25 protein-coding genes and 1 tRNA gene are annotated in these 26,363 nt (G+C 74.2%); 11 read left to right on the plus strand and 15 right to left on the minus strand.

The window, feature by feature from the left end:
- Positions 1 to 24 precede the first annotated feature (24 nt).
- Genes pknB through E4A51_RS18355 form a run of 7 tightly spaced genes read right to left on the minus strand, consistent with a single transcriptional unit; the run spans position 25 to position 9,066 of the window.
- Positions 25 to 2,034 carry a Stk1 family PASTA domain-containing Ser/Thr kinase gene (pknB, locus tag E4A51_RS09950; protein ID WP_134851630.1) on the minus strand — a complete coding sequence of 670 codons (2,010 nt, stop codon included), beginning with the start codon at positions 2,032 to 2,034 and terminating at the stop codon, positions 25 to 27.
- Entirely contained in the window at positions 2,034 to 3,359 is a 1,326-nt protein-coding gene (locus tag E4A51_RS09955) for a serine/threonine-protein kinase (protein WP_134851631.1), read from the minus strand. Before E4A51_RS09955 ends, pknB begins: the two co-directional genes overlap by 1 nt.
- Positions 3,356 to 4,807 (minus strand): penicillin-binding protein 2, encoded by a 1,452-nt coding sequence (locus tag E4A51_RS09960; protein ID WP_070320081.1) that lies wholly within the window; start codon positions 4,805 to 4,807, stop codon positions 3,356 to 3,358. The genes E4A51_RS09955 and E4A51_RS09960 overlap by 4 nt, the downstream gene beginning before the upstream one ends.
- A complete protein-coding gene (locus E4A51_RS09965; RefSeq protein ID WP_134851632.1) occupies positions 4,804 to 6,384 on the minus strand; it encodes an FtsW/RodA/SpoVE family cell cycle protein in 1,581 nt (526 codons plus the stop codon). Before E4A51_RS09965 ends, E4A51_RS09960 begins: the two co-directional genes overlap by 4 nt.
- Complete coding sequence (locus E4A51_RS09970; protein WP_134851633.1) at positions 6,384 to 7,841, minus strand: Stp1/IreP family PP2C-type Ser/Thr phosphatase; 1,458 nt, start codon at positions 7,839 to 7,841, stop codon at positions 6,384 to 6,386. The genes E4A51_RS09965 and E4A51_RS09970 overlap by 1 nt, the downstream gene beginning before the upstream one ends.
- Before the next feature lie 4 nt (positions 7,842 to 7,845).
- Entirely contained in the window at positions 7,846 to 8,349 is a 504-nt protein-coding gene (locus tag E4A51_RS09975) for an FHA domain-containing protein (protein ID WP_070319220.1), read from the minus strand.
- A 9-nt stretch (positions 8,350 to 8,358) separates the two neighbouring features.
- Entirely contained in the window at positions 8,359 to 9,066 is a 708-nt protein-coding gene (locus E4A51_RS18355; protein ID WP_046529701.1) for a DUF3662 and FHA domain-containing protein, read from the minus strand.
- 339 nt (positions 9,067 to 9,405) lie between these two features.
- On the opposite strand from E4A51_RS18355, the gene E4A51_RS09985 reads away from it, so the two are divergent.
- The 7 genes from E4A51_RS09985 (at position 9,406) to E4A51_RS10015 (ending at position 15,316) form a co-directional block, all read left to right on the plus strand.
- Positions 9,406 to 9,488 (plus strand) — tRNA-Leu (locus tag E4A51_RS09985).
- Positions 9,489 to 9,575: 87 nt separating this feature from the next.
- Positions 9,576 to 9,794, plus strand: coding sequence for a hypothetical protein (locus tag E4A51_RS09990; protein WP_134851634.1), 219 nt, complete (start codon positions 9,576 to 9,578; stop codon positions 9,792 to 9,794).
- Positions 9,795 to 10,826: 1,032 nt separating this feature from the next.
- Positions 10,827 to 11,132, plus strand: coding sequence for a hypothetical protein (locus E4A51_RS09995; RefSeq protein ID WP_134851635.1), 306 nt, complete (start codon positions 10,827 to 10,829; stop codon positions 11,130 to 11,132).
- Positions 11,129 to 12,121: a hypothetical protein gene (locus tag E4A51_RS10000; RefSeq protein WP_134851636.1), complete on the plus strand. Its 993-nt coding sequence runs from the start codon at positions 11,129 to 11,131 to the stop codon at positions 12,119 to 12,121. The genes E4A51_RS09995 and E4A51_RS10000 overlap by 4 nt, the downstream gene beginning before the upstream one ends.
- 792 nt (positions 12,122 to 12,913) lie before the next feature.
- Positions 12,914 to 14,155, plus strand: coding sequence for an MFS transporter (locus tag E4A51_RS10005; protein WP_134851637.1), 1,242 nt, complete (start codon positions 12,914 to 12,916; stop codon positions 14,153 to 14,155).
- A gap of 47 nt (positions 14,156 to 14,202) precedes the next feature.
- The gene (locus tag E4A51_RS10010) at positions 14,203 to 14,565 is read left to right on the plus strand and encodes a hypothetical protein (protein ID WP_134851638.1); all 363 of its coding nucleotides are present in this window, start codon (positions 14,203 to 14,205) and stop codon (positions 14,563 to 14,565) included.
- Between the two features lie 121 nt (positions 14,566 to 14,686).
- Complete coding sequence (locus E4A51_RS10015) at positions 14,687 to 15,316, plus strand: DNA glycosylase AlkZ-like family protein (protein ID WP_134851639.1); 630 nt, start codon at positions 14,687 to 14,689, stop codon at positions 15,314 to 15,316.
- 92 nt (positions 15,317 to 15,408) lie between these two features.
- Here E4A51_RS10015 and E4A51_RS10020 read toward each other — a convergent pair whose 3' ends face one another.
- Positions 15,409 to 17,670 carry a glycoside hydrolase family 9 protein gene (locus E4A51_RS10020; protein WP_134851640.1) on the minus strand — a complete coding sequence of 754 codons (2,262 nt, stop codon included), beginning with the start codon at positions 17,668 to 17,670 and terminating at the stop codon, positions 15,409 to 15,411.
- 200 nt (positions 17,671 to 17,870) lie between these two features.
- Here E4A51_RS10020 and E4A51_RS10025 point away from each other — a divergent pair, with 200 nt between their 5' ends.
- Positions 17,871 to 18,254, plus strand: a complete 384-nt coding sequence (locus E4A51_RS10025; protein ID WP_070319214.1) for a VOC family protein — start codon at positions 17,871 to 17,873, stop codon at positions 18,252 to 18,254.
- Between the two features lie 5 nt (positions 18,255 to 18,259).
- Here the strand turns inward: E4A51_RS10025 and atpC are convergent, their stop codons facing one another.
- Positions 18,260 to 18,574 carry an ATP synthase F1 subunit epsilon gene (gene atpC, locus E4A51_RS10030; RefSeq protein WP_082739905.1) on the minus strand — a complete coding sequence of 105 codons (315 nt, stop codon included), beginning with the start codon at positions 18,572 to 18,574 and terminating at the stop codon, positions 18,260 to 18,262.
- A 114-nt stretch (positions 18,575 to 18,688) separates the two neighbouring features.
- Complete coding sequence (locus tag E4A51_RS10035; RefSeq protein WP_134851641.1) at positions 18,689 to 19,441, minus strand: class I SAM-dependent methyltransferase; 753 nt, start codon at positions 19,439 to 19,441, stop codon at positions 18,689 to 18,691.
- 179 nt (positions 19,442 to 19,620) lie between these two features.
- Here E4A51_RS10035 and E4A51_RS10040 point away from each other — a divergent pair, with 179 nt between their 5' ends.
- Positions 19,621 to 21,267, plus strand: coding sequence for an ABC-F family ATP-binding cassette domain-containing protein (locus E4A51_RS10040; RefSeq protein WP_134851642.1), 1,647 nt, complete (start codon positions 19,621 to 19,623; stop codon positions 21,265 to 21,267).
- Between the two features lie 9 nt (positions 21,268 to 21,276).
- Here E4A51_RS10040 and E4A51_RS10045 read toward each other — a convergent pair whose 3' ends face one another.
- Positions 21,277 to 21,663 carry a YchJ family protein gene (locus E4A51_RS10045; RefSeq protein ID WP_134851643.1) on the minus strand — a complete coding sequence of 129 codons (387 nt, stop codon included), beginning with the start codon at positions 21,661 to 21,663 and terminating at the stop codon, positions 21,277 to 21,279.
- Between the two features lie 139 nt (positions 21,664 to 21,802).
- Here E4A51_RS10045 and E4A51_RS10050 point away from each other — a divergent pair, with 139 nt between their 5' ends.
- Positions 21,803 to 22,327 carry a hypothetical protein gene (locus E4A51_RS10050; protein ID WP_087508055.1) on the plus strand — a complete coding sequence of 175 codons (525 nt, stop codon included), beginning with the start codon at positions 21,803 to 21,805 and terminating at the stop codon, positions 22,325 to 22,327.
- A gap of 33 nt (positions 22,328 to 22,360) precedes the next feature.
- Here E4A51_RS10050 and E4A51_RS18360 read toward each other — a convergent pair whose 3' ends face one another.
- The 3 genes from E4A51_RS18360 to E4A51_RS10060 all read right to left on the minus strand — a co-directional run bounded on the left by E4A51_RS18360 (position 22,361) and on the right by E4A51_RS10060 (position 24,425).
- Positions 22,361 to 22,504: a hypothetical protein gene (locus tag E4A51_RS18360; RefSeq protein ID WP_156442009.1), complete on the minus strand. Its 144-nt coding sequence runs from the start codon at positions 22,502 to 22,504 to the stop codon at positions 22,361 to 22,363.
- A gap of 73 nt (positions 22,505 to 22,577) precedes the next feature.
- A complete protein-coding gene (locus E4A51_RS10055) occupies positions 22,578 to 23,741 on the minus strand; it encodes an AI-2E family transporter (protein WP_070319210.1) in 1,164 nt (387 codons plus the stop codon).
- Positions 23,742 to 23,849: 108 nt separating this feature from the next.
- Positions 23,850 to 24,425, minus strand: a complete 576-nt coding sequence (locus E4A51_RS10060) for a TetR/AcrR family transcriptional regulator (RefSeq protein WP_134851644.1) — start codon at positions 24,423 to 24,425, stop codon at positions 23,850 to 23,852.
- 99 nt (positions 24,426 to 24,524) lie between these two features.
- Between E4A51_RS10060 and E4A51_RS10065 the strand changes: the two genes are divergently transcribed.
- Positions 24,525 to 24,914 carry a DUF1304 domain-containing protein gene (locus E4A51_RS10065; RefSeq protein ID WP_070319208.1) on the plus strand — a complete coding sequence of 130 codons (390 nt, stop codon included), beginning with the start codon at positions 24,525 to 24,527 and terminating at the stop codon, positions 24,912 to 24,914.
- A gap of 4 nt (positions 24,915 to 24,918) precedes the next feature.
- On the opposite strand, the gene E4A51_RS10070 is transcribed toward E4A51_RS10065, so the two are convergent.
- On the minus strand, positions 24,919 to 26,250 hold the full coding sequence (locus E4A51_RS10070) for a PQQ-binding-like beta-propeller repeat protein (protein ID WP_134851645.1): 1,332 nt from the start codon (positions 26,248 to 26,250) through the stop codon (positions 24,919 to 24,921).
- Positions 26,251 to 26,363: the final 113 nt, after the last annotated feature.

Genomic DNA, 26,363 nt, shown 5'->3' on the forward strand with positions numbered 1-26,363 from the left:
GGGCGTCGTCGTGCGCGTGCGGCGTCAGTCCGTCGGCGTCGGCGAGGGGGTGGGCTGGTTGCCGCCCCCACCGCCGCCCTGCTGCGGTCCGCGCGAGACCCGGAGCGTGACGCGCTGCTCCTTCGCCACCTCGGTCCCGCCGTTCGGGTCGGAGGACACGACGGTCCCCTCGGGCTCGTCGGACGCGACGTCCTCCCGGGCGACGTTCGTCAGCCCGGCGGCGTTGAGCGCCTGCACCGCGGCGTCGTACGTCATCCCGCGCAGGTTGCTCGGGACGGTCGCGGTCGACGCCGGGACGGCGATCCCCAGGTTCACGACCGTGCCCTGCGGGATGATGTCGCCCTCCGCGCGGGACTGCTGCACGACCGTGCCCTCGGGCTGGTCGGACTCGACCTCGCTGGTGTTGACCCGCAGGCCCAGGTCGCCGAGCGTCTGGGTCGCGACCTCGGCGTTCTGCCCGGTGACGTTCGGGACCACCACGTTGCCCGACGCGAGGTAGAGCACGACGACCGAACCCGACGAGACGGGGGTGTCCGCCGCCGGGTCGGTCTTGGTGACACGGTCCTTCGGCTGCGTCGGCACGTCCTCGCGCTGCCGGGTGGGGTCGACGGTCAGGCCGGCCTTCTCGATCTCGGCGACGGCCTGCGCCTCGGTCATCCCTGACACGTCGGGCACGGTGACCTCGGCCGGTCCGGTGGAGATGTAGACGGTGACCGTCGTCTCCTTGTCGACCTTCGTCTTCGCCGCGGGGTCCGTGCGGGTCGCCTGCCCGGACGGGTACTGGTCGCTGGCCTCCTGCGCCGGCTGCGGCGTGAGGTCGGCGTCGCGGATCGTCTGCAGCGCCTGCTCCTGCGACATGCCGGCGACGTCGGGGACCTCGACCGTGGTCTCCGGGGGCGGCGACGAGTTGGCGATGATCGCCCAGACGATCCCGCCGACCGCGAGCAGCGCGACCGCGGCCAGCACCCAGATCAGCCAGGGACGCTTCTTCTCCTCGTCCTCCTGCCCGTCCTGGTCCTGCGGGGTGGCCACGAGGCCGGTGGGCCCCCAGGGCGCGCCGCCGGTGGCGGGCGGCATGGCCTGCGTCGCCGCGACCGGCGGCGTCATGACCTGCGTGGCGTCGGCCGCCGGGACGGCGGCCATCGCGGCGCCGACGGCGGGTGCGCCGACGTGCCCGCCCCGCAGCACCGCGTCGAGGTCCGCACGGAACTCCGCGGCCGACGAGTAGCGCGCGTCGCGCTCCTTCGCGAGGGCCTTGAGCGTGATGCGGTCGAGCGCCTCGGGGACGTCGCTCGCGATCGAGCTCGGCACGGGCGGGTTCTCCCGCACGTGCTGGTAGGCGACGGCCACGGGCGAGTCGCCGACGAACGGCGGCCGCCCGGTGAGCAGCTCGAACAGCAGGCACCCGGTCGAGTACAGGTCGGAGCGCGCGTCGACCTGCTCGCCGCGCGCCTGCTCGGGCGAGAGGTACTGCGCGGTGCCGATCACGGCCTGCGTCTGCGTCATGGTCGCCGCGGAGTCCGCGACGGCGCGGGCGATGCCGAAGTCCATGACCTTGACGGCACCGGTGGGCGTGATCATGACGTTCGCGGGCTTGATGTCGCGGTGCACGATGCCCGCGTGGTGCGAGTACTCGAGCGCCGACAGCACGCCCGCCGTGATCTCGACGGCCTCGTCGATGGGCACGGCGTGGCCGTCGCGCAGGATGTCGCGGACCGTGTGCCCCTCGACGTACTCCATGACGATGAACGGGACGTGCGCGACCGTGCCGGTGGGCTCGGTGAAGACGTCCTCGCCGGTGTCGTACACCGCGACGATCGCCGGGTGGTTGAGCGCGGCCGCCGACTGCGCCTCCCGCCGGAAGCGGTTCTGGAACGACGGGTCGCGTGCGAGGTCGGAGCGCAGGATCTTGATCGCGACCGTGCGTCCCAGGCGGTTGTCGTGCCCGATGTGCACCTCGGCCATGCCGCCGCGGCCGATGAGCTCACCGACCTCGTACCGGCCGGCAAGGATGCGGGATCCGTCGTCCACCACTAGGCGTCCTTCACTTCCGTCGATCGCGGGTCGTGGGCCGCTGCCCGAGTCCCGTCTGCCGGGCCGGCCGCGCCGCCCCCCTGCTGCACTGCGGCGATCATCCCACCCGGTCCGCCGCCACGAGGGTACTGGTCCGTCGTCGTGGACCAGGCGGGCTCGGCGGGCGCGGCGCCGAGCAGCCGGTCGGCCAGCGCCGCGCCGAGCAGCGCCACCAGCACGAGGACGAGCACGACCAGCGGCAGGCGCAGGCGGCGCACCCACGCGAGCACGCCGTCGAGCGGACGGGCGGCGGGAGCCTCGTGCCGGCTGCGTCGCCGCCGGTCGTCGGGAGCGGCGGCGCGTGCGCCGCGGTCCCGGCGGGACGGTGCGTAGGACGGCGGCGCCGCCGACGCGCCGCCGGGGTGCGTGCGCTCGGGGGCCGCGGAGGACGACCGTGCGCTCGTGCGGTGCTCGTCGCGGGCGCGCGTCGGCTTGCTGACCAGCACGGCGACGCCCGAGGGCGGCGTCCGGGGCACGAGCTGGTCGAGCAGCGCCGCGAGCTCCTCGCCCGACGCGGGTCGCTCGGACGGCTCCTTCGACAGCAGCCGCAGCACGAGCGCCGCGAGCTTGCGGTCGACGGCCGCGGGCAGCGGCGGCACCGGGTCGTTGACGTGCGCGACCGCGATGTCGACCGCGGTCGGGCCCGTGAAGGGACGCTTGCCCGCCAGCGCCTCGTAGGCGACGACGCCGAGCGAGTACAGGTCGGACAGGGGTGTGGCGGGGCGTCCGACGGCCTGCTCGGGGGACAGGTACTGCGCCGTGCCCATGACCATGCCGGTCGCGGTCATGGTCTTCTGGTTGGAGGCCAGCGAGACGCCGAAGTCGGTGATCTTCACCTTGCCCGAGCGGGCGAGCAGGATGTTCCCGGGCTTGACGTCGCGGTGCACGACGCCTGCGAGGTGAGCGGCGTGCAGCCCGCGGGCGGTCTGCGCGAGCACGGGCAGCAGGCGCTGGGGCGCCAGCACGGGCTCGCGCTCGAGCAGGTCGGACAGCGGCTCGCCGACGACGAGCTCCATCACGAGGTACGCCGAGCCGTCCTGCTCGCCGTAGTCGAACAGCGCCGCGATGTGCGGGTGGTGCAGGGACGCGGAGTTGCGGGCCTCGGTGCGGAAGCGCTCGAGGAACCCGGCGTCGCCGGCGAACTCGGCGCGCAGCACCTTGACGGCGACCGCGCGGGCGAGCGCGTCGTCGTTCGCCTCCCAGACCTCGCCCATGCCGCCGACGGCGATGCGGCGCAGCAGCCGGTAGCGGCCACCGCCGAGCGCGACACCCGGTGCGGTCCTCATGAGCCCAGCACCGCCTCGATGACGGCCTTCGCGACGGGCGCGGCCACGCCGCCGCCGGTCGCCTCGTTGCCGAGCGACCCGCCGTTCTCGACGATCACCGCGACGGCCACGCGGGGCGCGTCGGCGGGGGCGAAGGCCGTGAACCACGCGTGCGGCGGCTGGCCCTCGAGCGTCTGCGCGGTGCCGGTCTTGCCGGCGACCTGCACGCCGGGGATCTGCGCGGCGCGTCCCGTGCCGGAGTCGACGACGCCGACCATCATCCGCGTGAGCTGGTCGGCGGTCCCGGCGGAGACCGCCTGGGAGTACTCCTCGGGCTCGTTCTGCGACACGACCGTGAGGTCGGCCGAGCGCACGGTGTCGACGAGGTACGGCTTCATGAGCCGCCCGTCGTTGGCGATGGCCGACGCGACCATCGCCATCTGCAGCGGCGACGCCTGCACGTCGCGCTGCCCGATGGCCGTCTGCGCGAGGGCCGGCGGGTCGAGGTCGGTAGGGAACACCGAGCGCGTGACCCGCAGCGGCACCTCCAGGTCGGGGTCGTCGAAGCCGAAGCGCGCCGACTGCTCGCGCAGCGCGTCCTCGCCGAGCGTCACGCCGAGCTCGGCGAACGCCGTGTTGCACGAGATCCGCAGCGCGTCCGCGAGCGAGACCTGGTCGCCCCCGCAGCTGCCGCCGCCGAAGTTCGTGATGGGCCGCGACGTCTGCGGCGGCGTGTACTCGACCGGGGACGGCACGGGCGTGTCCGCCGTGTAGGAGCCCGACTCGAGCGCGGCCGCCGCCGTGACCAGCTTGAACGTCGAGCCGGGCGCGTAGCGCTCCTGGGTCGCGTTCGACCGCAGCGGGTTGCCGGGCTCGCCCTCGAGCGCGCGGTACGCGGCGGCCGCCTCGCTCGTGGAGTGCACGGCCAGCGCGTTGGGGTCGAACCCGGGGGTCGAGACGAGCGCGAGGATCCGGCCGGTGGTCGGCTCGATCGCGACGACGGCGCCGTCCTGGTCGCCGAGCGCGGCTCGCGCGGCCTGCTGCGCGGCGGGCAGGATCGTCGTCTCGACCGCGGCGCCCTCGGGACGGCGGCCCGTCAGCAGGTCGCGGATGCGGCTGAAGAACAGCTGGTCGGACCGACCGGTGAGCTGCGGGTTCTCGGCCTCCTCGAGCTGGGTGCGGCCGTTCGCGATCGAGTAGAAGCCCGTCACCGCCGAGTACAGGTCGCCGTCGGCGTAGGTGCGCTGGTAGCCGAACGGGTCGTCGACGGGCACCGAGGACGCGATCGCGACGCCGCCGGCCACGATCGGGCCGCGCGCGTTGCCGTGCTCGCGGTACAGCCCGCGCACGTTGCGGTTGTCGGTGTTCAGCGACTCCGCCTGGAAGAACTGCACCCAGGTGGCGGCGCCCATGAGCGCCACGAACATGACGAGCGTGAGGGTCGCGAGGCGGCGCAGCGGGGTGTTCACCGCAGGTCACCTCCCAGTCGCTCGGTCGGGTTGTCGTCGGGGTCGGGGCCCTCGTGGGCGTCGGCGGTGCGCCCCGGTCCGGACGTGCGCACCGGGGCGGTGCCGGTCGGTGCGGCGGGCGTCCCGCAGGCGGGCGTCCCGGTGCGCCCCGTGCTGCGCCGACCGCCCACCGGGCGTGCGTCGCCGATCGGCGGGAGCGGCACGCCCACGTCGGGCGTCGCGATCGTCCGCACCGCGGGGACGGGGCGTCGTGCCTCGTCGGAGATGCGCAGCAGCAGCGCCGCGATCATCCAGTTGGCCACGAGCGACGAGCCGCCGTAGGCGAGGAACGGCGTGGTGAGGCCCGTCAGCGGGATCAGGCGGGTCACGCCGCCGACGACGACGAAGAGCTGCACCGCGACGACGAACGACAGGCCGCCCGCGAGGAGCTTGCCGAAGCCGTCGCGGACGCCGATCGCGATGCGCAGGCCGCGCTCGACGAGCACGGTGTACAGCAGGAGGATCGCCACGAGCCCGGTGAGCCCGAGCTCCTCGCCGAGCGCCGCGACGATGAAGTCGGAGTACGCGAACGGCACGAGGTCGGGCCGTCCCTGGCCCAGGCCGGTGCCGAACAGCCCGCCGTTGGCCATGCCGAACAGGCCGTACACGAGCTGGCCGGAGCCGCCGTACTGGCGGCTGAACACGTCGTTGTCGAGCGCGTGCAGCCAGACGTCGAAGCGCGCCGCGACGTGGCTGAACGTGGCGGCCGCGACGGCCGCGCCGCCGGCGAACAGCGTGAGGCCGATGACGATCCACGACGTGCGCTCGGTCGCGAGGTACAGCACCGCGACGAACAGGCCGAAGAACAGCAGCGACGTCCCGAGGTCACGCTGCAGCACGAGCACCGCGAGCGAGGCCGCCCAGACCACGAGGATCGGCCCGAGGTCCCGCGCACGCGGCAGCTGCAGGCCCAGGACCCGCTTGCCGGCCAGCGCGAGCGTGTCGCGGTGCGTCACGAGGTACCCGGCGAAGAACACCGCGAGGGCGATCTTCGCGAACTCGGCGGGCTGCATGCCGACGGGCCCGACGCGCACCCAGATGCGCGCGCCGTTGATGGTCTGGCCGAGACCGGGCACGAGCGGCAGCAGGATGAGCACGAGACCGACGACCATGGCCGTGTACGTGTAGCGGCGCAGCGTGCGGTGGTCGCGCAGCACCAGCAGCACGACGATCGCGAGCACCACGGAGACGGCGGTCCAGGCGAGCTGCCGGTCGGCGATGTTCGCGTCGGCGCGCCCGCGTGCCGCGTAGGCGATCGAGATGCGGTAGATCATCGCCAGGCCGATGCCGTTGAGGGCGACCACCACGGGCAGGATCACGGGGTCGGCGTAGGGCGCGCGGATGCGCAGCACGACGTGCACGGCGAACGCGAGCACGGTCGTCCCGACCGCGTACGTCATGGCGTGCGGCGGCACGGAGCCGGTCGCGCCGAGACCGGCCAGCACGTAGCCGGCGATGCCGATGACCAGAGCGGGGACGAGCAGGAGCAGCTCGGTCCCGCGACCGGGACGGACCCGGTGGGGCTGGACGCTGGCCATCACAGCGCCGCGGCGGCCGGTCCGGGGCCCGTCGCCGGGGCCGCCGCGGTCGCGTCGCCCGCGGCCGCGTCGCCGGCGGCCGGCTCCGGGTCGGCGGGCGGCGGCACGACCGGCTCGGTCGGCATCGGGTCGAGCGTCGCGCCGGGCGTCGACGACAACGTGGGCGTGGGGACCGGCGTGGGCGTGGGCTCGGTGTCGTCGGCGAGCATCGCGACGAGGCGGCGCGCCTCGTCGAGCGATCCCGCGGAGATCGTCTGCTCGACGCGCTCGCGCAGGTAGGCAGGCAGGTCCTCGACCTGCACGTCCGAGGCCTCGACGAGCTCGGCCAGGTCGACCGGCCCGATGCTCTGCGGGATCCCGCGGTAGACCGCGACCGCGCCCTGCGACTCGGCGACGAAGTACTGCGTCTGCGTCCACGCGTACCCGCCGACGAGGGCTGCGACGAGCGCGAGACCCGCGACGACCCACGCGACGACCAGGCCGCGGCGGCGCGGCGGCGGTGCGAGCGGCTCGTCGTCGTCCTCGGGAGCGGCCTCGACCGTGGCGGGCAGGGCCGGGCCGTCGTCGCCGTCCGTGCCGTCGTCGGCGGGCGCCGACCGGGCGCTGCGGGACAGCCGTGCCGCGCGCGCCGCGGGCCCGTCCGCGGCGGCTGACGGTCGGTTGCGGCTCACGGCCGCGGCACCGACGACCGCGCTCGCGGTCGACGGCATCGCGCCGTCGGGCAGGTCGTCGAGCTCGACGACGTCCGCGAGCACCACGGTCACGTTGTCGGGGCCGCCGGCGCGCAGCGCGAGCTGCACGAGGCGGTCGGCGCACGCGTCGAGGTCGGGGACGTCCGCGAGCGTCTCGGCGATGGTCTCGGCCGAGACGTAGCCGGACAGGCCGTCGGAGCACAGCAGCCACCGGTCGCCCGGGCGGGCCTCGCGCACCGACAGGTCGGCGGTGACGTCGGCGTCGAAGTCGCCCAGCACGCGCATGACGACCGAGCGCTGCGGGTGGTGCTCGGCCTCCTCGGGCGTGATGCGTCCGGTGTCGACGAGGTGCTGCACGAACGTGTGGTCGGTGGTGACCTGCGTGAGCGTGCCGTCGCGGAACAGGTACCCGCGCGAGTCGCCCAGGTGCACCATCGCGAGCTTGTTGCCCGCACGCAGGATCGCGGTGACGGTCGTGCCCATGCCCGCGAGGTCGGGCTCGGCGTCGCTGCGCGCGATGATCTCCGACCGGGCGTCGTCGAGGGCGGTCTCGAGCTGGTCGAGCGCGTCGTCGGGCCCGTGCGACTCGCCGTCGAGCGGAGCGAGCGCCGCGACCGCGACGGACGACGCGACGTCACCGCCCGCGTGCCCCCCCATGCCGTCGGCGACCACCAGCAGGTGGGGTCCGGCGTAGGCGGAGTCCTGGTTGTCCGACCGGACGAGGCCGACGTCGGAGCGCGCGGCGTAGCGGAGGGCGACCGTCACGCGGCTACCTCTGGAGCTCGAGCAGGCTCTGGCCGATCCGCACCGCGGTACCGGTGGGGACGGGCGTGGGCTGCTCGACCTTCTGCTCGCCGACGAACGTGCCGTTGGTTGACCCGAGGTCCTCGACGAACCACTGGTCGCCCTGCGGGAAGATCCGCGCGTGGCGGGACGACGAGTAGTCGTCGTCGAGCACGAGCGTGCAGCTGGGGGCGCGGCCGATGACGACGGCCGACGAGCCGAGCGGGAGCGTCGTGCCGCGCAGCGGGCCCTCGGTGACGACGAGCCGCGTCGGGCCGCCGCCGCTGCGGGAGCGCCGCGGTGCGCGGGGCGACTCGCCGACCGGGGCGGGGGCCTCGGCGGCGGGTGCCGGCTTGGGGGCCGGGCGGCGGCGGTCGATGATGCGCGTGCCGTACAGGTCGCGGCGCAGCACGGTGATCGCGGACAGCACGAGCAGCCAGATCAGCGCGAGGTAGCCCAGCCGCAGCAGGGTGACGGTCAGCTCACTCATGCGGGGGCATCACTCGTCCACGTCGCCGTCGCCGCCGGTCCAGAACAGGATCCGGGTGCGGCCGATGGTCAGGGTGTTGCCGTCGAGCAGCGTCGCGGCGGGCACCTGGTGCCCCTCGACGAACACGCCGTTGGTCGAGCCGAGGTCGCTCGCGACCACGCCGTCCGGCGTCACCCGGATCTCCAGGTGACGGCGCGAGACGCCGGGGTCGTCGACGATGATGTCGGCCTCCGAGCCACGGCCGATGACCGTGACGGGGCCCGTGAGGATGTACCGCTGGCCGTCGATGTCGATGAGCGGGTGCCGCGGGCTGGGGGCCGCCGACGTCGCGGGGGCCACGGCGCCGCGCACGGTCGCGCTGTGGACGGCGAACCGTCCGGCGTCCTGCTCGGTGTCCTCGCTGAACGACACCGTCACGGGGCCGACGAACGCGTAGTGCTGGCTCGCCGCGTGGTCGGTGACGTTGGCGGCGAGCTCCTCGGCCAGGGCCTCCGCACCCCACGCCTCGACCTGGTCGTAGTCGGCGGTGGAGAGCTCGATCGTGAACTCGTTCGGCACCACGGTGCGGTCGCGGCCGACCACGGCGGCGCGGTCGTCGAGCTCGCGGCGCAGGGCGTCGGCCAGCTCGATGGGCTTGACCTCGCTGCGGAAGGCGCGCGCGAACGCGTTGTTGACGACGCGCTCGACGCCGTTCTCGAACTTGTCGAGGAACCCCACGTCCACCTCCCTCCCCGCCGTGCGCGGACCGGGCGGCCCGTGCAGCGTGCTCCGTGGCCCGGCGGGCGCGAAGCCACGACGGTCCGCGTCGATGGTATCCGTGCAGGGCGCCGGACGGGTGCCCGGGCTGCGGGGCGCCTGGTCGCGCCGCCGCGTGTCGGCGCGACGCACCGGGTGACTGGTCGCATATGTGCCCACTTGCGTGCCCGATGGGTCCCTCCGTGTCCAGTTCTCTCGCGTGCGCGCGCGAGAGAACTGGAGTGCGTGGGCGCGCGCGAGGTGGCGGGCCCGGGGCCGGTTCGTCGGTGGGGGCTGCTGCGTGCTAGCGTTCTCCAGCGCGCGCGAGTGGCGGAACGGCAGACGCGCTGGCTTCAGGTGCCAGTGTCCGAAAGGGCGTGCGGGTTCAAATCCCGCCTCGCGCACAGAGACAGGACCCCCGGTCGGAGCACATCCGGCCGGGGGTTCCTGCATGTCCCGCCACCCCCCGGCGCGAGAGGTTCGTCGTCGCCGTGAAGATGACCTCCGCGGCCCGCGAGCGGCTCGCCGAACTGCTCATCGCCCCGCACGCCGGCATCAGGGACCCCGCCCGCGCTGAGAGGACCTACTCTCGCGCCATGGCCTTCCATCACGAGGTGAGCACCGAGATCCGGTTCGTCACCGACGGGCGCGTCTACGAGCCGGTCGGTCGACGTGCGGGGGCTTCATCATCGTCTACGGACAGCTGCTGAGCGGACCTGCGCGGCGCCCGTTCGCCGAGCACGACTTCCATACCTGCCCGCGCCCGGACGGCGACGAGCTGATCGCCGAGGCGAGGCTCGACCACCCCTCGGACCCGGAACTCGTCCACTAGACCGGATTGATGGTTTCTACTTTCGTGCTCGAACAAGGTGACGTCCCACTTGGCTGTCACTGAGTCGTTCGGCCACTTCGTCGAGTACTGACACCGCGACAATGCAAGTGCCGCAGTTGTGAGGAGTCTGCTTCCGGGGAACGGATGGCCATGCCGGAGAACGATTGCCTGCAGATCGTGGTTTTCGACGGGTTCGTCTGCTTCAAGGCTGTCGTGGCCGAGGATTCGTTTGAGGCAGCGGCGGTGATGGCCCGTTTCGTGTCGCGCGTCTGGGTTGCGACGCGCCGGACCGCCTCGGGCGCCTGGTCCAGCAGAACCTACACGGGCACCGAGGCTGAAAGAATGACCCGCCCTTTCGAGCCGACGGACCCTTCATACCCACCACGACCTGGTCACCGACTGGCATCGCCAGTGCACGACAGCACTGTTATAGAACGAGGATGACGATCGGGGCGCAGTTGCCTTTGGCATCGACTGACGTGTGCTCGTCGCCTACGGAGAAACCGTCCGCGACTGCAGTAAGCAGTTCCCGAACGACCTGATCGGATGAGTGGCAACCAACGCCCCAGCCGCCCTTATCGAGCTGAATACGCTCGGCCGGAGACTGAAGAAGCGGGTTTATGACGGTCTTGGCTGCTTAGAGCAGCACGGAGCCAGCAACGGGCGCGGCGAGGCCAAGAATGATCGACTCGAACATCTTCCCAGTTCGGCCCAGGGCCTCCGCAAGCTGACGGCTGGATCGTCAGTAGCGGGCTCGAGGCTGGCGGCTTCGTCCGCCGCACTTCGGATCTGGAGGACCGGTATACCGTTCGGGGAGGCTCATGTCAAGTGGCAAGTTCTCTATTGTCATGACGACGCACGACTGCTACCGTCCGTGGCGTCCAAACGTCGATTCTTGGAGAGGTAGACCATGAAGAGGATTATCCGCGCCGTCGCCGTCGCGGCCGTGAGTTCCACGCTGCTGGTGGGCATGGCGAACTCCAGCAGCGCTGCACCGCCGCCTCCCCCTCAGGGCTGTACTGGCCAGAACCAGTACAGGAGCGCGCCCTGGTACGACACGATCCTCGGAAATTACAAGGATGAGTCGTGGACCAACTGGAATGGATTCTACTCGGCAGGCCGAGGCGGCTACGGGTTCAAGTACCGCGTGGAGCGGAACGGCCAGAATGGCGGCTTGCCCATCATCTCCAATCAGAACGGAAGCTGCTACGCATGATGTCTCCGGCCCGGCTGGCAGGCCGCACGTCCAACGGCGTGCCTAGTCGGGCCGGACTCGCGGCCTCACGCTTCCGCCTGTTCATCGCAGAGATGGCGACGGTAATGGCGGCCGGGGTGGTGCTCGTTGGATGCGCTGCCGCCCCGGACGCGCCGATGTTCACGCCCGCACCCGACTCCGCTGAATCACCGTTTCATCAGTTTTTTGATGGCGTGCTCGTTATGAGTGTCACCCCGAGTGAAAACGCTGAACTTCGGGCTGCGTCGGAAGATCTGATCGCTCGTTGCATGTCCGATGCTGGCTTTGAGTACTGGCCGGAAGTGCCCGACCAATTGGCAACCACCCTCACTGAAACGAGCAACATAGAAGACTACGGGATCTGGCAGAACTTCGACCCCGATGCTCCTCGGGGTGAAAATGACGTCTACTATGACGGTTTGGCGCGCGCTGGGCAAATTGAGTACTCTACGGCGTACTGGGGTCCTTCTGGTGACGGAGGCTGCCACGCCGAGGCGATGGCGGAGACCGGAGGTGATGAAGAGGCCATCACCAACCAAGTGCTCGGGGGCCCGGAATACGCCGCGCTGGCCGAGGCGATGGAGTTGATGTCCGAGCAGGCGAACGTCTACTTTGGCTCGGACCGGCTCGACCCCCGGTTCAGTGAGATCAACGTCGCGTGGTCGAATTGCATGGCCCGGGACGGGCACGGTGCCTACCAGCGTCCCAACGAGGTTCAGGCCGCACTGTGGGATCAGTACGAGTTCGCGGCTGCTGATGCACCGCTCGACGCGGTTGAACTGCGGGTGCTGAAGGACTCTGAGACGACGCTTTTCTCTGCGGACGCCAGGTGTAGGGCTTCGGTCGACTACGAGTCTCGCGTCAAGGAGGTCAGGGCGGCGGTTGAGCTCGAGTTCATACGCGGCAACGAGGCAGAACTGCGACGGCTCCGCGATGACCTAGTTCTTGCTGCGGGTGAGGGGTCTCCTTAGGCATCGGACTGGCCGTTCTCCCGGGAGGGCGACGGACACACCAGCTCCGGTCTGACTCCGTCGCGTGGCGGGGGTGGGCGGGACCGACGTTGTCGTCCAGGTGACAGACCCCTGGCCGCCCGGCGAGCCACGTCCTGGGCGTCCGCTTCGATCGTGAGGGACGGGTCCTGTAGTCGATCGGGGTGACGTCAACGATGGCGGTGGCTAGCTTGTGGCCGCGGCGGGTGCGGCGCCCGACGTGCTCATCGACGCCGATGGCTGCGCGCCCTCGGAGCACGCTGGGTCGCCGCGCGGTACGGGCTTGCCTTCAGTGAGGACGGCGTGGTTGCTGGTGCCCCAGGGTGCTGCGAGTGCCCGTCTACGTGGTCAACCTTCAAGTGACGGCAGGCCAGCCAGGCCCGCGGGCCGCGGTGCGAGGACCCGAGACGCACGCGCGAGGCTCGCTGGCCTTGTGCTGTCCTGCGCAAGACATGGCCGGGCCAGTGCACTTAGAGTGTCGGACCCTGCGCAGCAGACTCGTCGCGCGCAAGGCGAGGGGCTTGTGGGCCAAATTGCTGGTTGCGGTCCCGTTACGGCCCCAAACAGCGGCACCTTCGGCGCCCCGGTCCAAACCGGTTGGGTGATGGGCTACGCGCCGGCGAGAACCGCCCGATCCGACCCAAAGTGCTGGCTGACCACGACGAGGTCGGCCTCGTGTAGTCGACCGACTCGTCGTATCCTGGAGGCTGATCAGGGGCAGTTCTCCGTGTGTGGGGTGGGGCGCACGGGACCCCGACGTCCCCGGAGATCGCCTTGTCGTCCCAGATCGTCGCGCCCTCGAGCGCGCCCACCCGCACGCCCGGCCCCGCGCCGCAGCCCTCGCTGATCGCCGTCGGTGGGCTGCCGTTCCTCGTCACGGCGCTGGTCGGCCGGCTGCCGGCCTCGATGATCCAGCTCGGCCTGCTGATGATCGTCGCATCGTCCGGCCTCGGCGTCGGCCTCGGTGGTGTCACCGTCGCGGTCGTCGGCGTCGGCACCGCGATCGGGGCGCCGGTCGTCGGGCGGGCCGTCGACCGCTGGGGGCCGCTGCCCGTCGTCGTCGTCGCCACGCTCGTGCAGGTCGGTGCGCTCCTCGGGGTGCTCGCGGCGACCACCGGGTCGACGTGGACGCTGCTGGCGTGCGCGGGGGTCGTCGGTGCGGCGAACCCGCAGGTCGGGTCCGTCGCCCGCTCGCGGTGGTCGCTCGTGGCGCGCCGCAGCGGGCAGGAGCGGGTGCTGGGCCGCGCGATGGGCTACGAGGTCGCGGCCGACGAGATCGGGTTCGTCGTCGGGCCCGTCGCCGCCGGGCTGCTCGTCGCGCTGCTCGGGCCCGTGACCGCGCTGTGGGTCCTCGTCGCGGCGGCCGTCGTCGGGCAGGGCGCCTTCGCGGCGTTCCTGCGCACCGAGCGGCACGCGTGGCCGCGGCACGCCACCCGCGTCGTGACCGACCGACCCGCGCGGCTGCCGATGGCCGCGCTCGTGCTGCCGATGCTCGTCGCCGGCAGCGTCGGCATCGCGTTCGGCTCGACGCAGACCGGTCTCACCGCGGTCAACGCCGCCCGCGGCACCGAGGAGCTCACCGGGCTGATCTACGCGTGCTCCGGTGTCGGCAGCGCGATCGCGAGCGTCGTGGTGTCCCGGCTCCGGGGGGCGAGCGTCGCCGCGCGCGTCGTCGCCGGTGGTGCCGCGCTGCTCACCGGCGCGCTCGGCCTCACGACCGTCCCCGGCCCGTGGGTCGCCGCGGCCTGCGCGGTCGTGCTCGGCGTCGGTGCCGGCACGCTCCTGGTCAGCGGGTACGCGCGCGCCGAGCAGGTCGCACCCGCCGGGCGCGTCGCGTCGACCATGGCGCTGCTGGCGACGTCGCTCGTGCTGGGGGTCTCGGCCGGTGCGGCCGCCGCCGGGGCGCTCGCGGGCACGCCGGCGCACGCGTTCTGGCCGACCGTCGCGGCCGGTGCTCTGGGGATCGGCGCGGGCGTCGGCCTGCGCGCGCGACGCCGGGCCCCGTCCGCCGTCTGACGCCGAACCGCGCCCGCGGCGCGACGTGGTGCGGCATGCTCGTCCGCATGGCGACGACGCGACCCCCGTCCGAGGCGCCCGGTGCCGCGGCACGCCGGCCGGGCGCCGCCACCCTGGTCGCCGCGGTCGGCGTCCTGCTGCTCGGCGGCTGGGCGTGGTTCGCGCTGCACTGGGCGACCCCGGTGCAGGGCGTGTGCGCCGCGATCTACCCGGCACCCCCCGGGTGCTCGCCGGAGCGGGTCGGCGTGGCACGCGTGTGGTCCGGGGTGCTCGTCGCGGGGGTCGTCGTGGCCGTGCTGCTCGCACGCCGCAGCACGCGGTCGCGGGCGGTGACCGTCGCCGTCGCCTGCGCCGCGCTGCTCGCCCTGGTGCTCGTCGCCGCGGCGGTGCTGCGCGGTGCGCCGGTGTAGCCGGTCGGCCCGGTCACGGCCGCCACGCCGTCCGCACCGCCTGGCCGTCGGCGGCGCCTGGGCGTCGGCGAGGCACCCGCGCGCCCGTGACGGGACCGCACCACCGGCCTAGCGTGGCCGCATGACGCGCGCGCACCGCCTCACGCCCGCCGACGCCCGTCGCGTCGCGGTCCGCGCGCAGCTGCTCACCGCGCCACGGCCCACCGACGTGCTCGACGTCGTGCGGCACCTCGCGGTGCTCCAGCCGGACCCGACGAGCGCGGTCGCGCCGAGCGCCGACGTCGTGCTGTGGAGCCGCATCGGCGTCGGCTACGACCCGCGCGAGCTGCAGGACCTCGTCGACAGGCAGCGCCTCGTGCACCTGCGCGGGTTCCTGCGCCCCGCCGAGGACGTCGCGCTGTTCCGTGCCGAGATGGCGGCCTGGGACGTCACCGCGCGCCCCGGCGTCCGCGAGTGGCTCGCCGACAACTCCGCCGCCCGTGACGACGTGCTGGACGTGCTGCGCGCCGACGGGCCGCTGCCCGCCGCCGCGATCCCCGACACGTGCGCGCGCCCGCGGCGGTCCAGCGGGTGGAACGACGGCCGCAACGTCCGCATGCTGCTCGACGTCCTCGTCGCGCGCGGGGACGTGGCCGTGGCCGGCACCGAGGGCCGCGAGAAGCTCTGGGACCTCGCCGAGCGCGCCGACGTCGAGCAGGAGGTGACCGACCTCGCGACGTGGCTCGAGCTGGACCTCGTCGACCGGCGCTGACGGGTCGGGCGGTCGCACGGCGCACGCCGACGGCCGCCGGTCCGGGAGGACCGACGGCCGTCGTCACCCCGGGGAGCGCCCCGGGTCGTCCCTCAGGAGCAGGCCGCCCCGTTGACCGTGAAGCCCGTCGGTGCGGCGTTGGTGCCGCTGTACGAGCCGTTGAAGCCCAGGCTCGTCGACCCGCCCGGTGCGAGCGCGCCGTTCCAGGCCGCGTTGGTCGCGGTGACCGTGGCGCCCGTCTGGCTCCAGGTCGCGCTCCAGCCCTGCGTCACCTGCTGGTTGCCGGGGAACGTGAACCCGAGCCGCCACGACGTCCACGGGGTCGAGCCCGTGTTGGTCACGGTCACGGCCGCGGTGAAGCCCGAGCCCCACGAGCTCGCTGAGTAGGTGACCTGGCAGGACGCCGACGGGGTCGGGGTGGGGGTCGGGGTCGGCGACACGGTCGGCGTCGGCGTGACCGTGGGGGTCGGGGTGGGGGTCGCCGTGGGGGAGACGGTGGGCGTCGGGGTCGGCGTCGGCTCGGGCGTCGTGCCGCCCGCCTGCTCGGCGGCCCAGGTGCTCAGCCACACCAGCGCCGAGTTCCAGTTGATCGCCACCTCGTTCACCGAGTACGCCTCGATGTGGTCGACGTAGCACTTCTGCGGCGCGCAGCCCGCGAGCTGCGCGGCTGCGAGCGGGTCCTGCAGCTCGCTGTTGGGCCCGCCGGCGAGCGACCCCGGGGGAGCCGTGGGCAGCGACGCGTCGGCCTGGTGCGCCCAGAACCGGTGGTGCACGTTGCGCACCGGGTTCTCGCCGTAGCCCGCGATGTACGACTGGTTGAGCGGGTTGCGGCCCTGCAGGTAGTCCAGCGCGCCGTACACCGCGGTGCGGTACTTCGCCTGGCCCGTGAAGTCGTACGCGAGGGCCAGCGCGTTCGCGTTGTTCACGACCTGGCCGTTCGAGCCCCAGTAGTACACGGTGCCCGCGTTGTTGGGCGCGGGGTACGCCTGGTTCGCGAGCCGGCCCAGCGTCGCGTCGGCGAACGAGACGATCGCGGCGCGCGTCGCGGCCACGTCGGCCGCGGGCAGGTCGGTCGGGACGAGCGCGAGCGTCGTGTCGCCCAGCCCGCCGGTCCAGCCCCAGTCGTAGCCGCGCTCCGCGAAGCTCGTGCCCCGGTAGAACGGCGAGCCCGTGACGTCGGCGCGGTACGCGGCCTCGCCCGTGGTCGCGAACAGCTCGGCGGCGGCCCAGTAGAACTCGTCGGTCACCGACGGGTCGCCGTAGGCGCCGCCGCCCGTGCCGTCGGCGTCGGACGCGATGCGGTTCGGGTTCGCCTTGGCCGCGGCGTACGCGGTGCGCGCGGCGGACAGCGCCCGCGCGGAGAACGCCGCGTCGTACGGCGCCCACAGGCGCGACGCCTGCGCCGCGACGGCCGCCATGTTGAGCGTGGCCGCCGTGCTGACGGGCGCGAGGATGCGCCGCTGCGCGTCCTGCGCCGGGATCGTCGGGATGCCCGTCCAGTTCTCGTCGTGCATCTTGTGGTGCACCATGCCGGCGTCGGTGCGGCCCGCGGGGACCTGCATGCGCAGCAGGAACTCGACCTCCCACCGTGCCTCGTCGAGCACGTCCGGGACCCCGTTGGTGCGCTCCGGGATCGCGGCCTTGCCGTCGCCCAGCGTCGCGCGGTCGGCACCCGCGACGTGCAGCGTGCGCTCGTACGTGTTCTGCAGCTGCCACGTCGCGATGCCGCCGTTGACGACGTACTTGCCGTGGTCGCCCGCGTCGTACCAGCCGCCGCGCACGTCCAGGCTGTACCCGCACGACTGCCGGCACGGCACGCTCGTGTCGCCCTGGTTGGGCGCCACGCCCAGGTGCCCGGCGGCGCGTGCGTACGTGCTGCCGACGTACTGCGCCTCGATCGCGATGCCCGAGCGCTGGTGGTAGAAGAACGCGAGCGAGTCGGACCGCAGCTTCTTCACCGGGTCGGCCGAGATGTCGAACGGGTGGCTGCTGGCGCCGCCCGCCGACAGCACGTAGCCGGTGCCGGCGGTGTCGTACGACGAGAAGTCGATGAGGTGCGTGCGGTCGCCCGACAACGCGTCGGCGCCCTTGACGGTCGACGTGCCCTGCGCGACGGTGCGCCCGGACGCGTCCTTCAGGGTCCACGCGACGGGCGTGGTCGACGTGCTCACGAGCGTCGCGACCTTCGCGACGCCGGGCACGTACGCGACCTGGTTGACCTTGACGGGCGTGCCGGGGTCGGGTGCGGCGACGGCCGCGGGGGCGGTGACGCCCGCGACCGTGAGCGCGGTGGCGACCGCGAGGCCCGCGGCCCAGGCGCGGCGCCGCGCGCGCCGTCGGGTGATCGGTGACATGGCTGTCCTCTGGTGGCGACGACGGGTGACGTGCGCGCCGCGGGCCACCCCGACGCTGGGGACCGGCCGTGGCGGGAGCGCTTCGACCACGGTAGGTGGGGGAGCGCGCCGCGCCCGGGGGTCGGTGCGGTCGGAATCGATTAGGCACCGCCGGGCTCGCCCGACGCGCCGACGGCGGGGCTCCTGCCTACCCTGGCCGCATGGCGTGCCGCATCAGCGAGCTGGTCCTCGAGGCGTCCGACCACGAGCGTCTCGCGGCGTTCTGGTCCCAGGTCCTCGGCTACGTCGAGCTGGGGCGGGAGGACGACGACAGCATCGAGATCGGGCCCGCGGACGCCGGGTTCGGGGGGCCGCAGCCCACGATCATCGTCAGCCCCGTCGAGCAGCCCCGGCCCGGGAAGCTGCGGCTGCACGTCGACGTGAGCCCCACCGACCGTGACCAGGCCGCCGAGCTCGAGCGGCTGCTCGCGCTCGGTGCCCGACCGGTCGACGTGGGGCAGGGTCCCGACGCGACGTGGCACGTGCTGGCCGACCCCGAGGGCAACGAGTTCTGCCTGCTGCGGCGGCGGCTCGACCCGGTCTGACCGCGCTACGCGTCCCCGGGCGCGACGGTCCCGTCCGCGAGGACCGACACCTCGTCGTCGTCGACCACGACGAACCCGCCGGTCACCGTGACCTCGACCGGGTCGCCCGTGGCCGGCCGCACCCGCACGACCCCCGCGGCCAGCACGGCCGCGACGGGCTCGTGCCGCGGCAGGATGCCCAGCGACCCGGACACCGACGGCACGGTGACGCCGCGCGCGTTCCCCGACCAGCGCACGCCGTCCGGTGCGACCACCTGCACGGTCAGCAGGCCCGCGGCGCGGTGCTGCGGGGTCGGGGACGGCGAAGCGGCGACGGACACGGGACTCCTCGGTGCTGCACGGGGGCGGAGCCTTCGGAGTCTGCCCCGCGTCCTGGGCCTCGACCTCGTCCTTCGGTCCCAGACGACGCCTGCCGGGGGGTGGGACGCGTCACGTCACCGCCGGAACAGGCCCGCCCACAGGAAGTCCTCGCCGAACGTGTCCCCGGACGTCACCGTGCGCATGCGCCGCAGCTCGACCTCGGTGAGCCCGGCCAGCGAGCGCCGGAGCTCGTCGGCGGTGTACGCGAGCCCGCCGCCGAGGCCGCCCGCGCGGTACAGGTCGAGGTCGTCGGCCTCGGTGCCGCCGCGGCCGTCGTGCCCCGCGGCGAAGCACGCGATGCCCAGGTGCCCACCGGGTGCGAGGGTCCGCTCGAGCAGCGCGCGGTAGGACACGCGGCGGTGCGGCGGCAGGTGGTGGAAGCAGCCGGAGTCGACCACGAGGTCGTAGGGCCGGTCCGTCCGCCACGTGAGGACGTCGGTGCGCACGAACCGCACGTCGACGCCCGCCTGCGTGGCGCGCTCACGGCCCCACGTCACGGCCGTCGCCGAGAGGTCGAGCGCGTCGACCCTGCAGCCCTGCTGCGCGAGCCACACCGCGTTGCGCCCCGGCCCGCACCCGAGCTCCAGCACGCGCGTGCCGGGCCCGAGCGGCAGGCGCCCGTCGGCGTGCCACGCGACGAGGGACTCGTCGGGGACGGCCCGGAAGAAGGGGACCGGTCGGTGCCGGTCGGCGTAGAACCGGTCCCAGAAGTCGGTGCCACCGCGCTCGGACCACCGGTCGGCGCGCTCGTCGAACAGCTGGTCGAGCAGCGCGAGGACGTCGTCGACCGACTGGATCGAGCGGCCGCGGCCGACGGTTCCGGGCATGGCGTGCACCTGCGCTTCCGCGACGACGACGGGGGGTGCGGCGACGCTACCGGTGCGCCCGGGAGGGCCACGGGACCTCGGTCTCGTGACGCGTGACGACCCGCGGTGCTGTGGTGGGCGCCGGCCGGGCCGACACAAAGCGTTCGGGTCCCGACGTGCCCGCCCGGCAGGATGGGGGCATGAGTGCGACCCTGCAGGTCCGTGGCGTCGCCGCGGCGTTCGGCGACCGCGAGCTGTTCTCGGGCCTGGACCTGGTGGTCGCGCCGGGGGACGTCGTGGGGCTCGTCGGGCCCAACGGCGCGGGCAAGACGACGCTGCTGCGGATCCTGGCCGGGCAGCGCGCGCCCGAGGCGGGGTCGGTGCAGCTCTCGCCCGCGACCGCGCAGGTCGGGTACCTCGTGCAGGAGGTCGAGCGGCGCGACGACGAGTCCGTGCGGACGTTCCTCGAGCGGCGCACGGGCGTCGCCGACGCGCAGGCCGCGATGGACGCCGCCGCCGACGCGCTCGCGGCCGACGCGCCCGGTGCGGCCGACGCGTTCACCGACGCGCTCGAGCGCTGGACGTCGCTGGGCGGCGCCGACCTCGACGCGCGGCTCGGCGTCGTCGCCGACGACCTGGGTCTCGCGGTCGACCTCGCCCTGCCGATGACCGCGCTGTCCGGCGGGCAGGCTGCGCGCGTCGGTCTCGCGGCGCTGCTGCTGTCGCGGTTCGACCTGTACCTGCTCGACGAGCCGACCAACGACCTCGACGCCGACGGCCTCGACCGGCTGGAGGAGTTCGTGGAGCGCGCGCAGGCGCCGATCGTGGTGGTCAGCCACGACCGCGAGTTCCTGGCCCGCACGGTCACGACGGTCGTCGAGATCGACCGGTCCCTGCAGCGCGTCGCCACCTACGGCGGCTCGTACGACGCGTACCTCGACGAGCGCTCGACGGCCCGCCGTCACGCGCGCGAGGCGTACGAGGACTACGCCGCGCGGCGCGACCAGCTCGCCGCGCGGGCCCGCACGCAGCGCGCGTGGATGGAGAAGGGCGTGCGCAACGCGCGCCGCAAGGCCACCGACGGCGACAAGCACGTCAAGCACCACCGCGGCGAGGTGGCCGAGAAGCAGGCCGCGAAGGCCCGCCAGACCGACCGCCTGATCGAGCGGCTCGAGGTCGTCGACGAGCCGCGCAAGGAGTGGCAGCTGCGCATGACGATCGCGACGGCTCCGCGCTCGGGCGAGGTCGTCGCCACCGCGCGCGGCGCGGTCGTGCGTCGTGGGGACTTCACGCTCGGGCCGGTCGACCTGCAGCTCGACCGGCAGGACCGCGTCGCCGTGACCGGGCCCAACGGGTCGGGCAAGTCGACGCTGCTCGGCCTGCTGCTGGGGCGGCTGACGCCGGACGAGGGCGCGGCGTCGCTCGGGTCGGGCGTGCTGGTCGGCGAGGTCGACCAGGCCCGCGCGGTGTTCGAGGGCGACGAGCCCGTCGGTGACGCGTTCGCACGCGAGGTCCCCGACTGGCCGACCGCCGACGTGCGCACGCTGCTCGCGAAGTTCGGGCTCACGGGGCACCAGGTGGGGCGGCCCGCGTCGTCGCTGTCGCCGGGCGAGCGCACGCGCGCCGCGCTCGCGCTGCTGCAGGCCCGCGGCGTCAACCTGCTCGTCCTCGACGAGCCGACCAACCACCTGGACCTGCCCGCGATCGAGCAGCTCGAGCAGGCCCTGGAGTCGTTCGACGGCACGGTCCTGCTGGTCACGCACGACCGACGCATGCTCGACACCGTGCGGCTGACCCGCCGCTGGCACGTCGAGGACGGCGTCGTGACCGAGGTCCGGCCGGACTGACCGCGGGCGTCAGGCGGGTGCGCGCACGTCCCCGTCGACGTACCGCCAGCCGTCCGGGCCGCGGCGGAACCGGCTGACCTCGCGCATCGACCCGCGCCCGCCTGGCGAGCGCCAGAACGCCTCGAACTCGACCGTGCCAGTCGTGTCGAAGACGCCGCCGCCGGCGGTCGCGAGCACGTCGAGCCGGTACCAGCGCACGTCGTCGTCGAGGTCGAGGTGCGCCGGGCGCGTGGCCGCGTGCCACGTGCGGCGCAGGTACGCCGCGTCACCGACGGCGAACGCGCTGAACCGCGACCGCATGAGCTGCTCGGCGGTGCCGGCCGTGCGGTCGCCCGCGTGCAGGGGGCCGCAGCACTCGTCGAACGGCAGGCCGCTGGAGCAGGGGCACCGGGTCATCGCCCCAGCATCGCAGGGTCGCGCCGCGCGCAGCCCCGCCCCCCGGGGGAACCCGGCGGGCGGGTCCGCCCGTTGGGAGGGGCGAGACCGCCGGGAGCACGTCACCGGTGGACCCGCCGAGCACCCAGGGAGCCCCCGCATGAGCCCGACCCCCACCCGCCTGCTCGCCGCGACCGTGGGGGGTGCCGCGACCGCGGCCTACTACGCGACGCCCGACGTGATCCGCTCGCGCACGGCGCGCGGCTGGGCCAAGGCGGCGCTGCTGCTCGTCGCCACGGCGGCCACGCTGCCCGACGCGCGCGCCACGTGGCAGCACAAGCGCACCGCCGAGCCGACGCCGCTCACGTCGCTGACCTGGCAGGACGCCGCCGACGAGGTCGAGGCCCCCGGCGACGACGCGCCCGCGCCGACGTTCCGCTCGCTGCCCGCCCGCCAGCAGGCCGTGATCGCGGGCGTCGGGGCCGCCGTCATGGCGGGCAGCGTGTGGGCGACCGTGGCGACCGAGCGGTGGCTGTACCGCCGCGCCGAGACGCGTCGCGTCGCGGGTGCCCGCTGGGCGCACACCCGCACGGGACTCGTGATGGGCGGGGTCGCGGCCGCGCTCGCGCTGATCCCGGACCCGCCGGAGGGCTCGGACGCGCCGACGGGCGACGCGACCCGCTGACGGCCGGGCCGGTCCGGGCGGTCGCGCGACGCGTCAGCCGTGCTCGGTCGGCTCCGGGTCGTCGGCCGACGGGGGCGGCGGGACCGGCTCGCGCGGGTCGGGCTCGTCGTTCGTCGGGAGGTCGTCGAAGTTCGGCGCGTCCGGCACGGCGCCGGGGTCGGGGATCGGGCTGCTCATGGCACCTCCTGGTGGGTGCTGCCGACGCTAGCCCGGGCTGCTCGCCGTCGCCGGTCGAGGGGTGCGGACGACGTCAGACCGTCTCGGGTCGCTTCCTGCGCGCGAACCGCGCGGGCGTTCCGGGCCCGTCCCACACCTGCACGGCACCCCAGACCGACGCCGCGATCGGCACGGCCAGCACGGCGCCCGTGATGCCCGCGAGCACGGTGCCCGCGGTCAGCGCGACGAGGATGACCAGGGGGTGCAGCTGCAGCGAGCGGGCCATGACGACGGGCTGCAGCAGGTTGCCCTCGAGCTGGTTGACCGCCACGACCACGGCGACGACGACGAGCGCCTGCACGGGCCCGAGCGCCACGAGCGCGACCAAGGCGGCCAGGGCGCCCGCGAGGGTCGCCCCGACCAGCGGGATGAACGCGAGCAGGAACACGAGCACCGACAGCGGGAGCACGAGCGGCACCCCGACGACCGCGAGGCCGATGCCGATGCCCACGGCGTCGACCGCCGCGACGATCGCGGTGCCCCGCACGTAGCCGCCGAGCGTCTGCACGGTCCGGGTGCCGACCCGCCGCCCGCGCTCGTAGCGCTCGCCCTCGAACGGCCGCAGCAGGAACTCCCAGATGCGCGGGCCGTCCTTGAGGAAGAAGAACAGCACGACGACCATGAGGAAGAACCCGGTGACGAAGTTCGCGGTCGCCGACAGCCCGGCCAGGGCGCCCGCGCCGACGGCGTCGGACGCGAGCAGCCCCTGCAGCGCGTCCTGCGCCTCGCGGACCTGCGCGTCGGTGATCTCGAACGGCAGCCCGGACACGAGCGTCTGGAGCTCGGCGATGCCGTCGACCGCGGAGTCGGCGAGCTCGTCCCACTGCGCGACGACCGCGCGGACGACCGCCCACACGACGAGCGTGAGCACGCCGACGAGCGCCAGGAGCGACACCCAGGTCGCGAGCATCGAGGGTGCGCCGCGGCGGCGCAGCCACGACACGAGCGGGCTGATCGCGGCGGCGAGCACGAGCGCGACGAGCACGGGGATGACGATGAGCGTGAGCCGCGTGATCGCGAGGACCGCGACCGCGACGACGGCGACGACCGCGAGCACCTGCAGCGCGCGGGTGCCGGCGCGGCCGAACCCGTCGGCCCACAGCGCGCCGGCGCCGCGGGCCGGTGGCGCCGGGGGAGCCGGTGGCGCTGCCGGGGGTCGGGGGGCGGCCGTCTCGCGGCGTCGTCCGAACAGGCCCATGCGCGTCTCCCGTCGTCGCGGTGCCGGGTGGCACGTGCGCCCGAGGCTACGGTCAGCGGGCGCGGGCGGCGCGGCGACCCGCCTGGTCAGGCGGGTGAGAGCGGGCGGTCAGGCCGCGAGGCCCAGGGCGGCGTCGAGCGAGCGGGCTGCCGCGTCGGGGTCGACGCGCACGACGAGCAGCGCGGCGACGACGAGCGCGGTGCACGCCTCGGCGAGGCGTGCACGCTCGTCGTCCGGCAGGGCGGGGTGCGCGGCGTCGACGCCGCGGCCGATGCCGCCGCGCAGCTCGTCGCGGTAGGCGGCGATGGTCGCGCGCACGTCGGCGTCGTGGGCGACGGGCGCGCCGGACGCGTTGAGCAGCAGGCAGCCGTGCGCGGCGGCCGCCGAGCCGTCGGCGGTGAGCGCGTCGCGCAGGCCGCGCAGGTAGCGCGCGAGCGCGTCGGGGGCGACGGGGTCGGCGGTGAGCACGCGCAGGCGGGGGCGCACGACGTCGGCGAGGTAGCTCGCGACGGCGGCGTCGAAGAGGCCGCGCTTGCTGCCGAACGCGTGGTAGATGCTCGACCGGCTCAGGCCGGTCGCGGCCTCGAGCGCGGGCAGCGAGGCGTCCTCGTAGCCGTGGGACCAGAAGACGTCGCGCGCCGCGCGCACGACGGCGTCGGCGTCGAAGGTCGGTGCGCGTCCCATGACCACCCTCACACTTTCTGTATCGGTCGATCCAGTATAGGTTGTGGAACGTCCGGTACAGAACGGGTCGGCGCCGCCGGCCGGGAGGGGGAGGTCGCCATGGTCGTCCTGGGTCTCGTGCTCGCGGGGGTCGCCGCGCTGCTGCACGTCTACATCTTCTGGCTCGAGTCCGTCGCCTGGACCACGCCCCGCGCCCGCGCGACCTTCGGCACCACCGAGGACGAGGCGCGCCACACCCGCGCGATGGCCTACAACCAGGGCTTCTACAACCTCTTCCTCGCGATCGCCGTCGTCGTCGGCATCGTGCTCGTCGCCGCCGGGTCGACGGGCGCCGGCGCCACCGCCGCGCTCGTCGGCACGGGCTCGATGCTCGCCGCCGCGCTCGTGCTGCTGCTCTCCGACCGCACCAAGGCGTCCGCCGCGATCAAGCAGGGCACGGTCCCGCTGCTCGCCGTCGTCGCGCTCGTGATCGGGCTGCTCGCGGGCTGAGGGCTCAGCCCAGCACCCGCAGCGAGCCCGAGGTCTCGCCCGTCGGGTCGTCGACCACGACGACCAGCAGCCCACCCGTCGTGGTGACCCAGCCGTGCTCCGGCAACGGTGACCGCCACCGCTCGTCCCCGTCGGCCACGTCCAGCGCGACGAGCTCCCCGCCGTCGCCGCGATCGTCGAGCCGGACCAGCAGCACGACCCGGCCGTCCGACAACGGGGACGTCGGCACCAGGTCCGGCGGCGAGCGCCACAGCGTCCGCCCCGTCGCGGCGTCGACGGTCACGACGCGGTCGGACGCGAACAGGTGCACGCGCCCCCGCAGCACGATCGCCGTGTGCACGTCGCGGTCCAGGTCCGCCGTCCACCGTTCCTCACCGGAGCGCGCGTCCCACGCGCGGACGGTGTCGCCGGACGTGAGCACCAGGCCCGGCGCGCTGCCGTCGTCCGCCCACCGAGGGACGGCGCCGCCCTGCACCGTCACCTCGCGCTCGGCGGTGACCAGCGTGGTCACGTCGTTCACGACCGAGACCACCGCACCGTTCGTGCGGTCCGTCAACCACCAGAAGCCGACCCCATCCGCTGTGTCGACGCCCGCGAGCTCGTCGTACCGGCGCAGCACCACGCCGTCGTCCGAGACCAGCGTGATCACCTGCCCGTCGTGCACCGCCACCGTCGACGCGTCGATCGCCTGGACGTCCGCGCGGTCGAGCGCCGAGGACCTGCCGCCGTCGTCGTCCGGCCCGGGCAGGTCGAGCCGCCACCGTGCGGCACCCCTCAACGGGTCGAGCCCCGTGACCCGCACCGCGGTCTCGAGCGGGGTGACCACCACCGCGGTTCCCGCGACCATCGCGAACGCCGTCGGCGCCTCCTCGAGCGCGACGTCCCCGACGACCTCACCCGTGCGGACGTCCACGGTCCACAGGTGCGCCGCCCCGTCCGTCCCGGTGGTCGGCGGACCCGGCTGCCGCCAGCGTCCCGTCCGCAGGCAGCTCAGTCGTCCTGAGCCGTCGGGTGCGGCCTGGCACGTCACGGGCTCGGGCCGCGCCCCGGGCGGGCTGCCACCCGTCCCGCCCGCGAGGACCCGCCGCCAGAGGGTGTCGCCGGTCGCGCTGTCCATGCCCTCCAGCGCCACGCCACCCGGAGCCTCGCGCTCGCTCACGAGCACGCGGCCCTCGGGTGTCATGACGTCGACCGACGACCCCGCGTCGGCGCGCTCCCACCGCACCCCCACCCCGGGGTCCAACGGGTCGAGCAGTCCCTCGACGCCCCTGAGGTCGGCGAGCGCCGAGCGCTCCCGGAGGTCGACCACCACCTGCGCAGCGGTCAGCGCGAGCACGACGACGCCGACGACGCCGACGGCCCACCACCGACGGTGTCGCGCGGCCCGCGGAGCGGGCGCGGGCGGGGCGGCATCGCCGTCCGGGCGGTCGTCCCCGTCGTCGTGCAGCT

Source organism: Cellulomonas sp. HD19AZ1 (assembly GCF_004535805.1).
In the GTDB taxonomy this organism is placed as follows: Bacteria; Actinomycetota; Actinomycetes; order Actinomycetales; family Cellulomonadaceae; genus Cellulomonas; species Cellulomonas iranensis.

Bases quoted from the DNA above. Each gene is read 5' to 3' on its own strand.
- E4A51_RS10055 (WP_070319210.1), bottom strand. From the start codon at position 23,741: ATGGGCCTGTTCGGACGACGCCGCGAGACGGCCGCCCCCCGACCCCCG.
- E4A51_RS10050 (WP_087508055.1), top strand. From the start codon at position 21,803: ATGAGCCCGACCCCCACCCGCCTGCTCGCCGCGACCGTGGGGGGTGCC.
- E4A51_RS10060 (WP_134851644.1), bottom strand. From the start codon at position 24,425: ATGGGACGCGCACCGACCTTCGACGCCGACGCCGTCGTGCGCGCGGCG.
- E4A51_RS10040 (WP_134851642.1), top strand. From the start codon at position 19,621: ATGAGTGCGACCCTGCAGGTCCGTGGCGTCGCCGCGGCGTTCGGCGAC.
- E4A51_RS09975 (WP_070319220.1), bottom strand. From the start codon at position 8,349: ATGAGTGAGCTGACCGTCACCCTGCTGCGGCTGGGCTACCTCGCGCTG.
- E4A51_RS10025 (WP_070319214.1), top strand. From the start codon at position 17,871: ATGGCGTGCCGCATCAGCGAGCTGGTCCTCGAGGCGTCCGACCACGAG.
- E4A51_RS10015 (WP_134851639.1), top strand. From the start codon at position 14,687: ATGACGCGCGCGCACCGCCTCACGCCCGCCGACGCCCGTCGCGTCGCG.
- E4A51_RS09955 (WP_134851631.1), bottom strand. From the start codon at position 3,359: ATGAGGACCGCACCGGGTGTCGCGCTCGGCGGTGGCCGCTACCGGCTG.
- E4A51_RS09995 (WP_134851635.1), top strand. From the start codon at position 10,827: ATGAAGAGGATTATCCGCGCCGTCGCCGTCGCGGCCGTGAGTTCCACG.
- E4A51_RS09965 (WP_134851632.1), bottom strand. From the start codon at position 6,384: ATGGCCAGCGTCCAGCCCCACCGGGTCCGTCCCGGTCGCGGGACCGAG.
- E4A51_RS10010 (WP_134851638.1), top strand. From the start codon at position 14,203: ATGGCGACGACGCGACCCCCGTCCGAGGCGCCCGGTGCCGCGGCACGC.
- E4A51_RS10035 (WP_134851641.1), bottom strand. From the start codon at position 19,441: ATGCCCGGAACCGTCGGCCGCGGCCGCTCGATCCAGTCGGTCGACGAC.
- E4A51_RS10000 (WP_134851636.1), top strand. From the start codon at position 11,129: ATGATGTCTCCGGCCCGGCTGGCAGGCCGCACGTCCAACGGCGTGCCT.
- E4A51_RS18360 (WP_156442009.1), bottom strand. From the start codon at position 22,504: ATGAGCAGCCCGATCCCCGACCCCGGCGCCGTGCCGGACGCGCCGAAC.
- E4A51_RS10020 (WP_134851640.1), bottom strand. From the start codon at position 17,670: ATGTCACCGATCACCCGACGGCGCGCGCGGCGCCGCGCCTGGGCCGCG.
- E4A51_RS10065 (WP_070319208.1), top strand. From the start codon at position 24,525: ATGGTCGTCCTGGGTCTCGTGCTCGCGGGGGTCGCCGCGCTGCTGCAC.
- E4A51_RS10045 (WP_134851643.1), bottom strand. From the start codon at position 21,663: ATGACCCGGTGCCCCTGCTCCAGCGGCCTGCCGTTCGACGAGTGCTGC.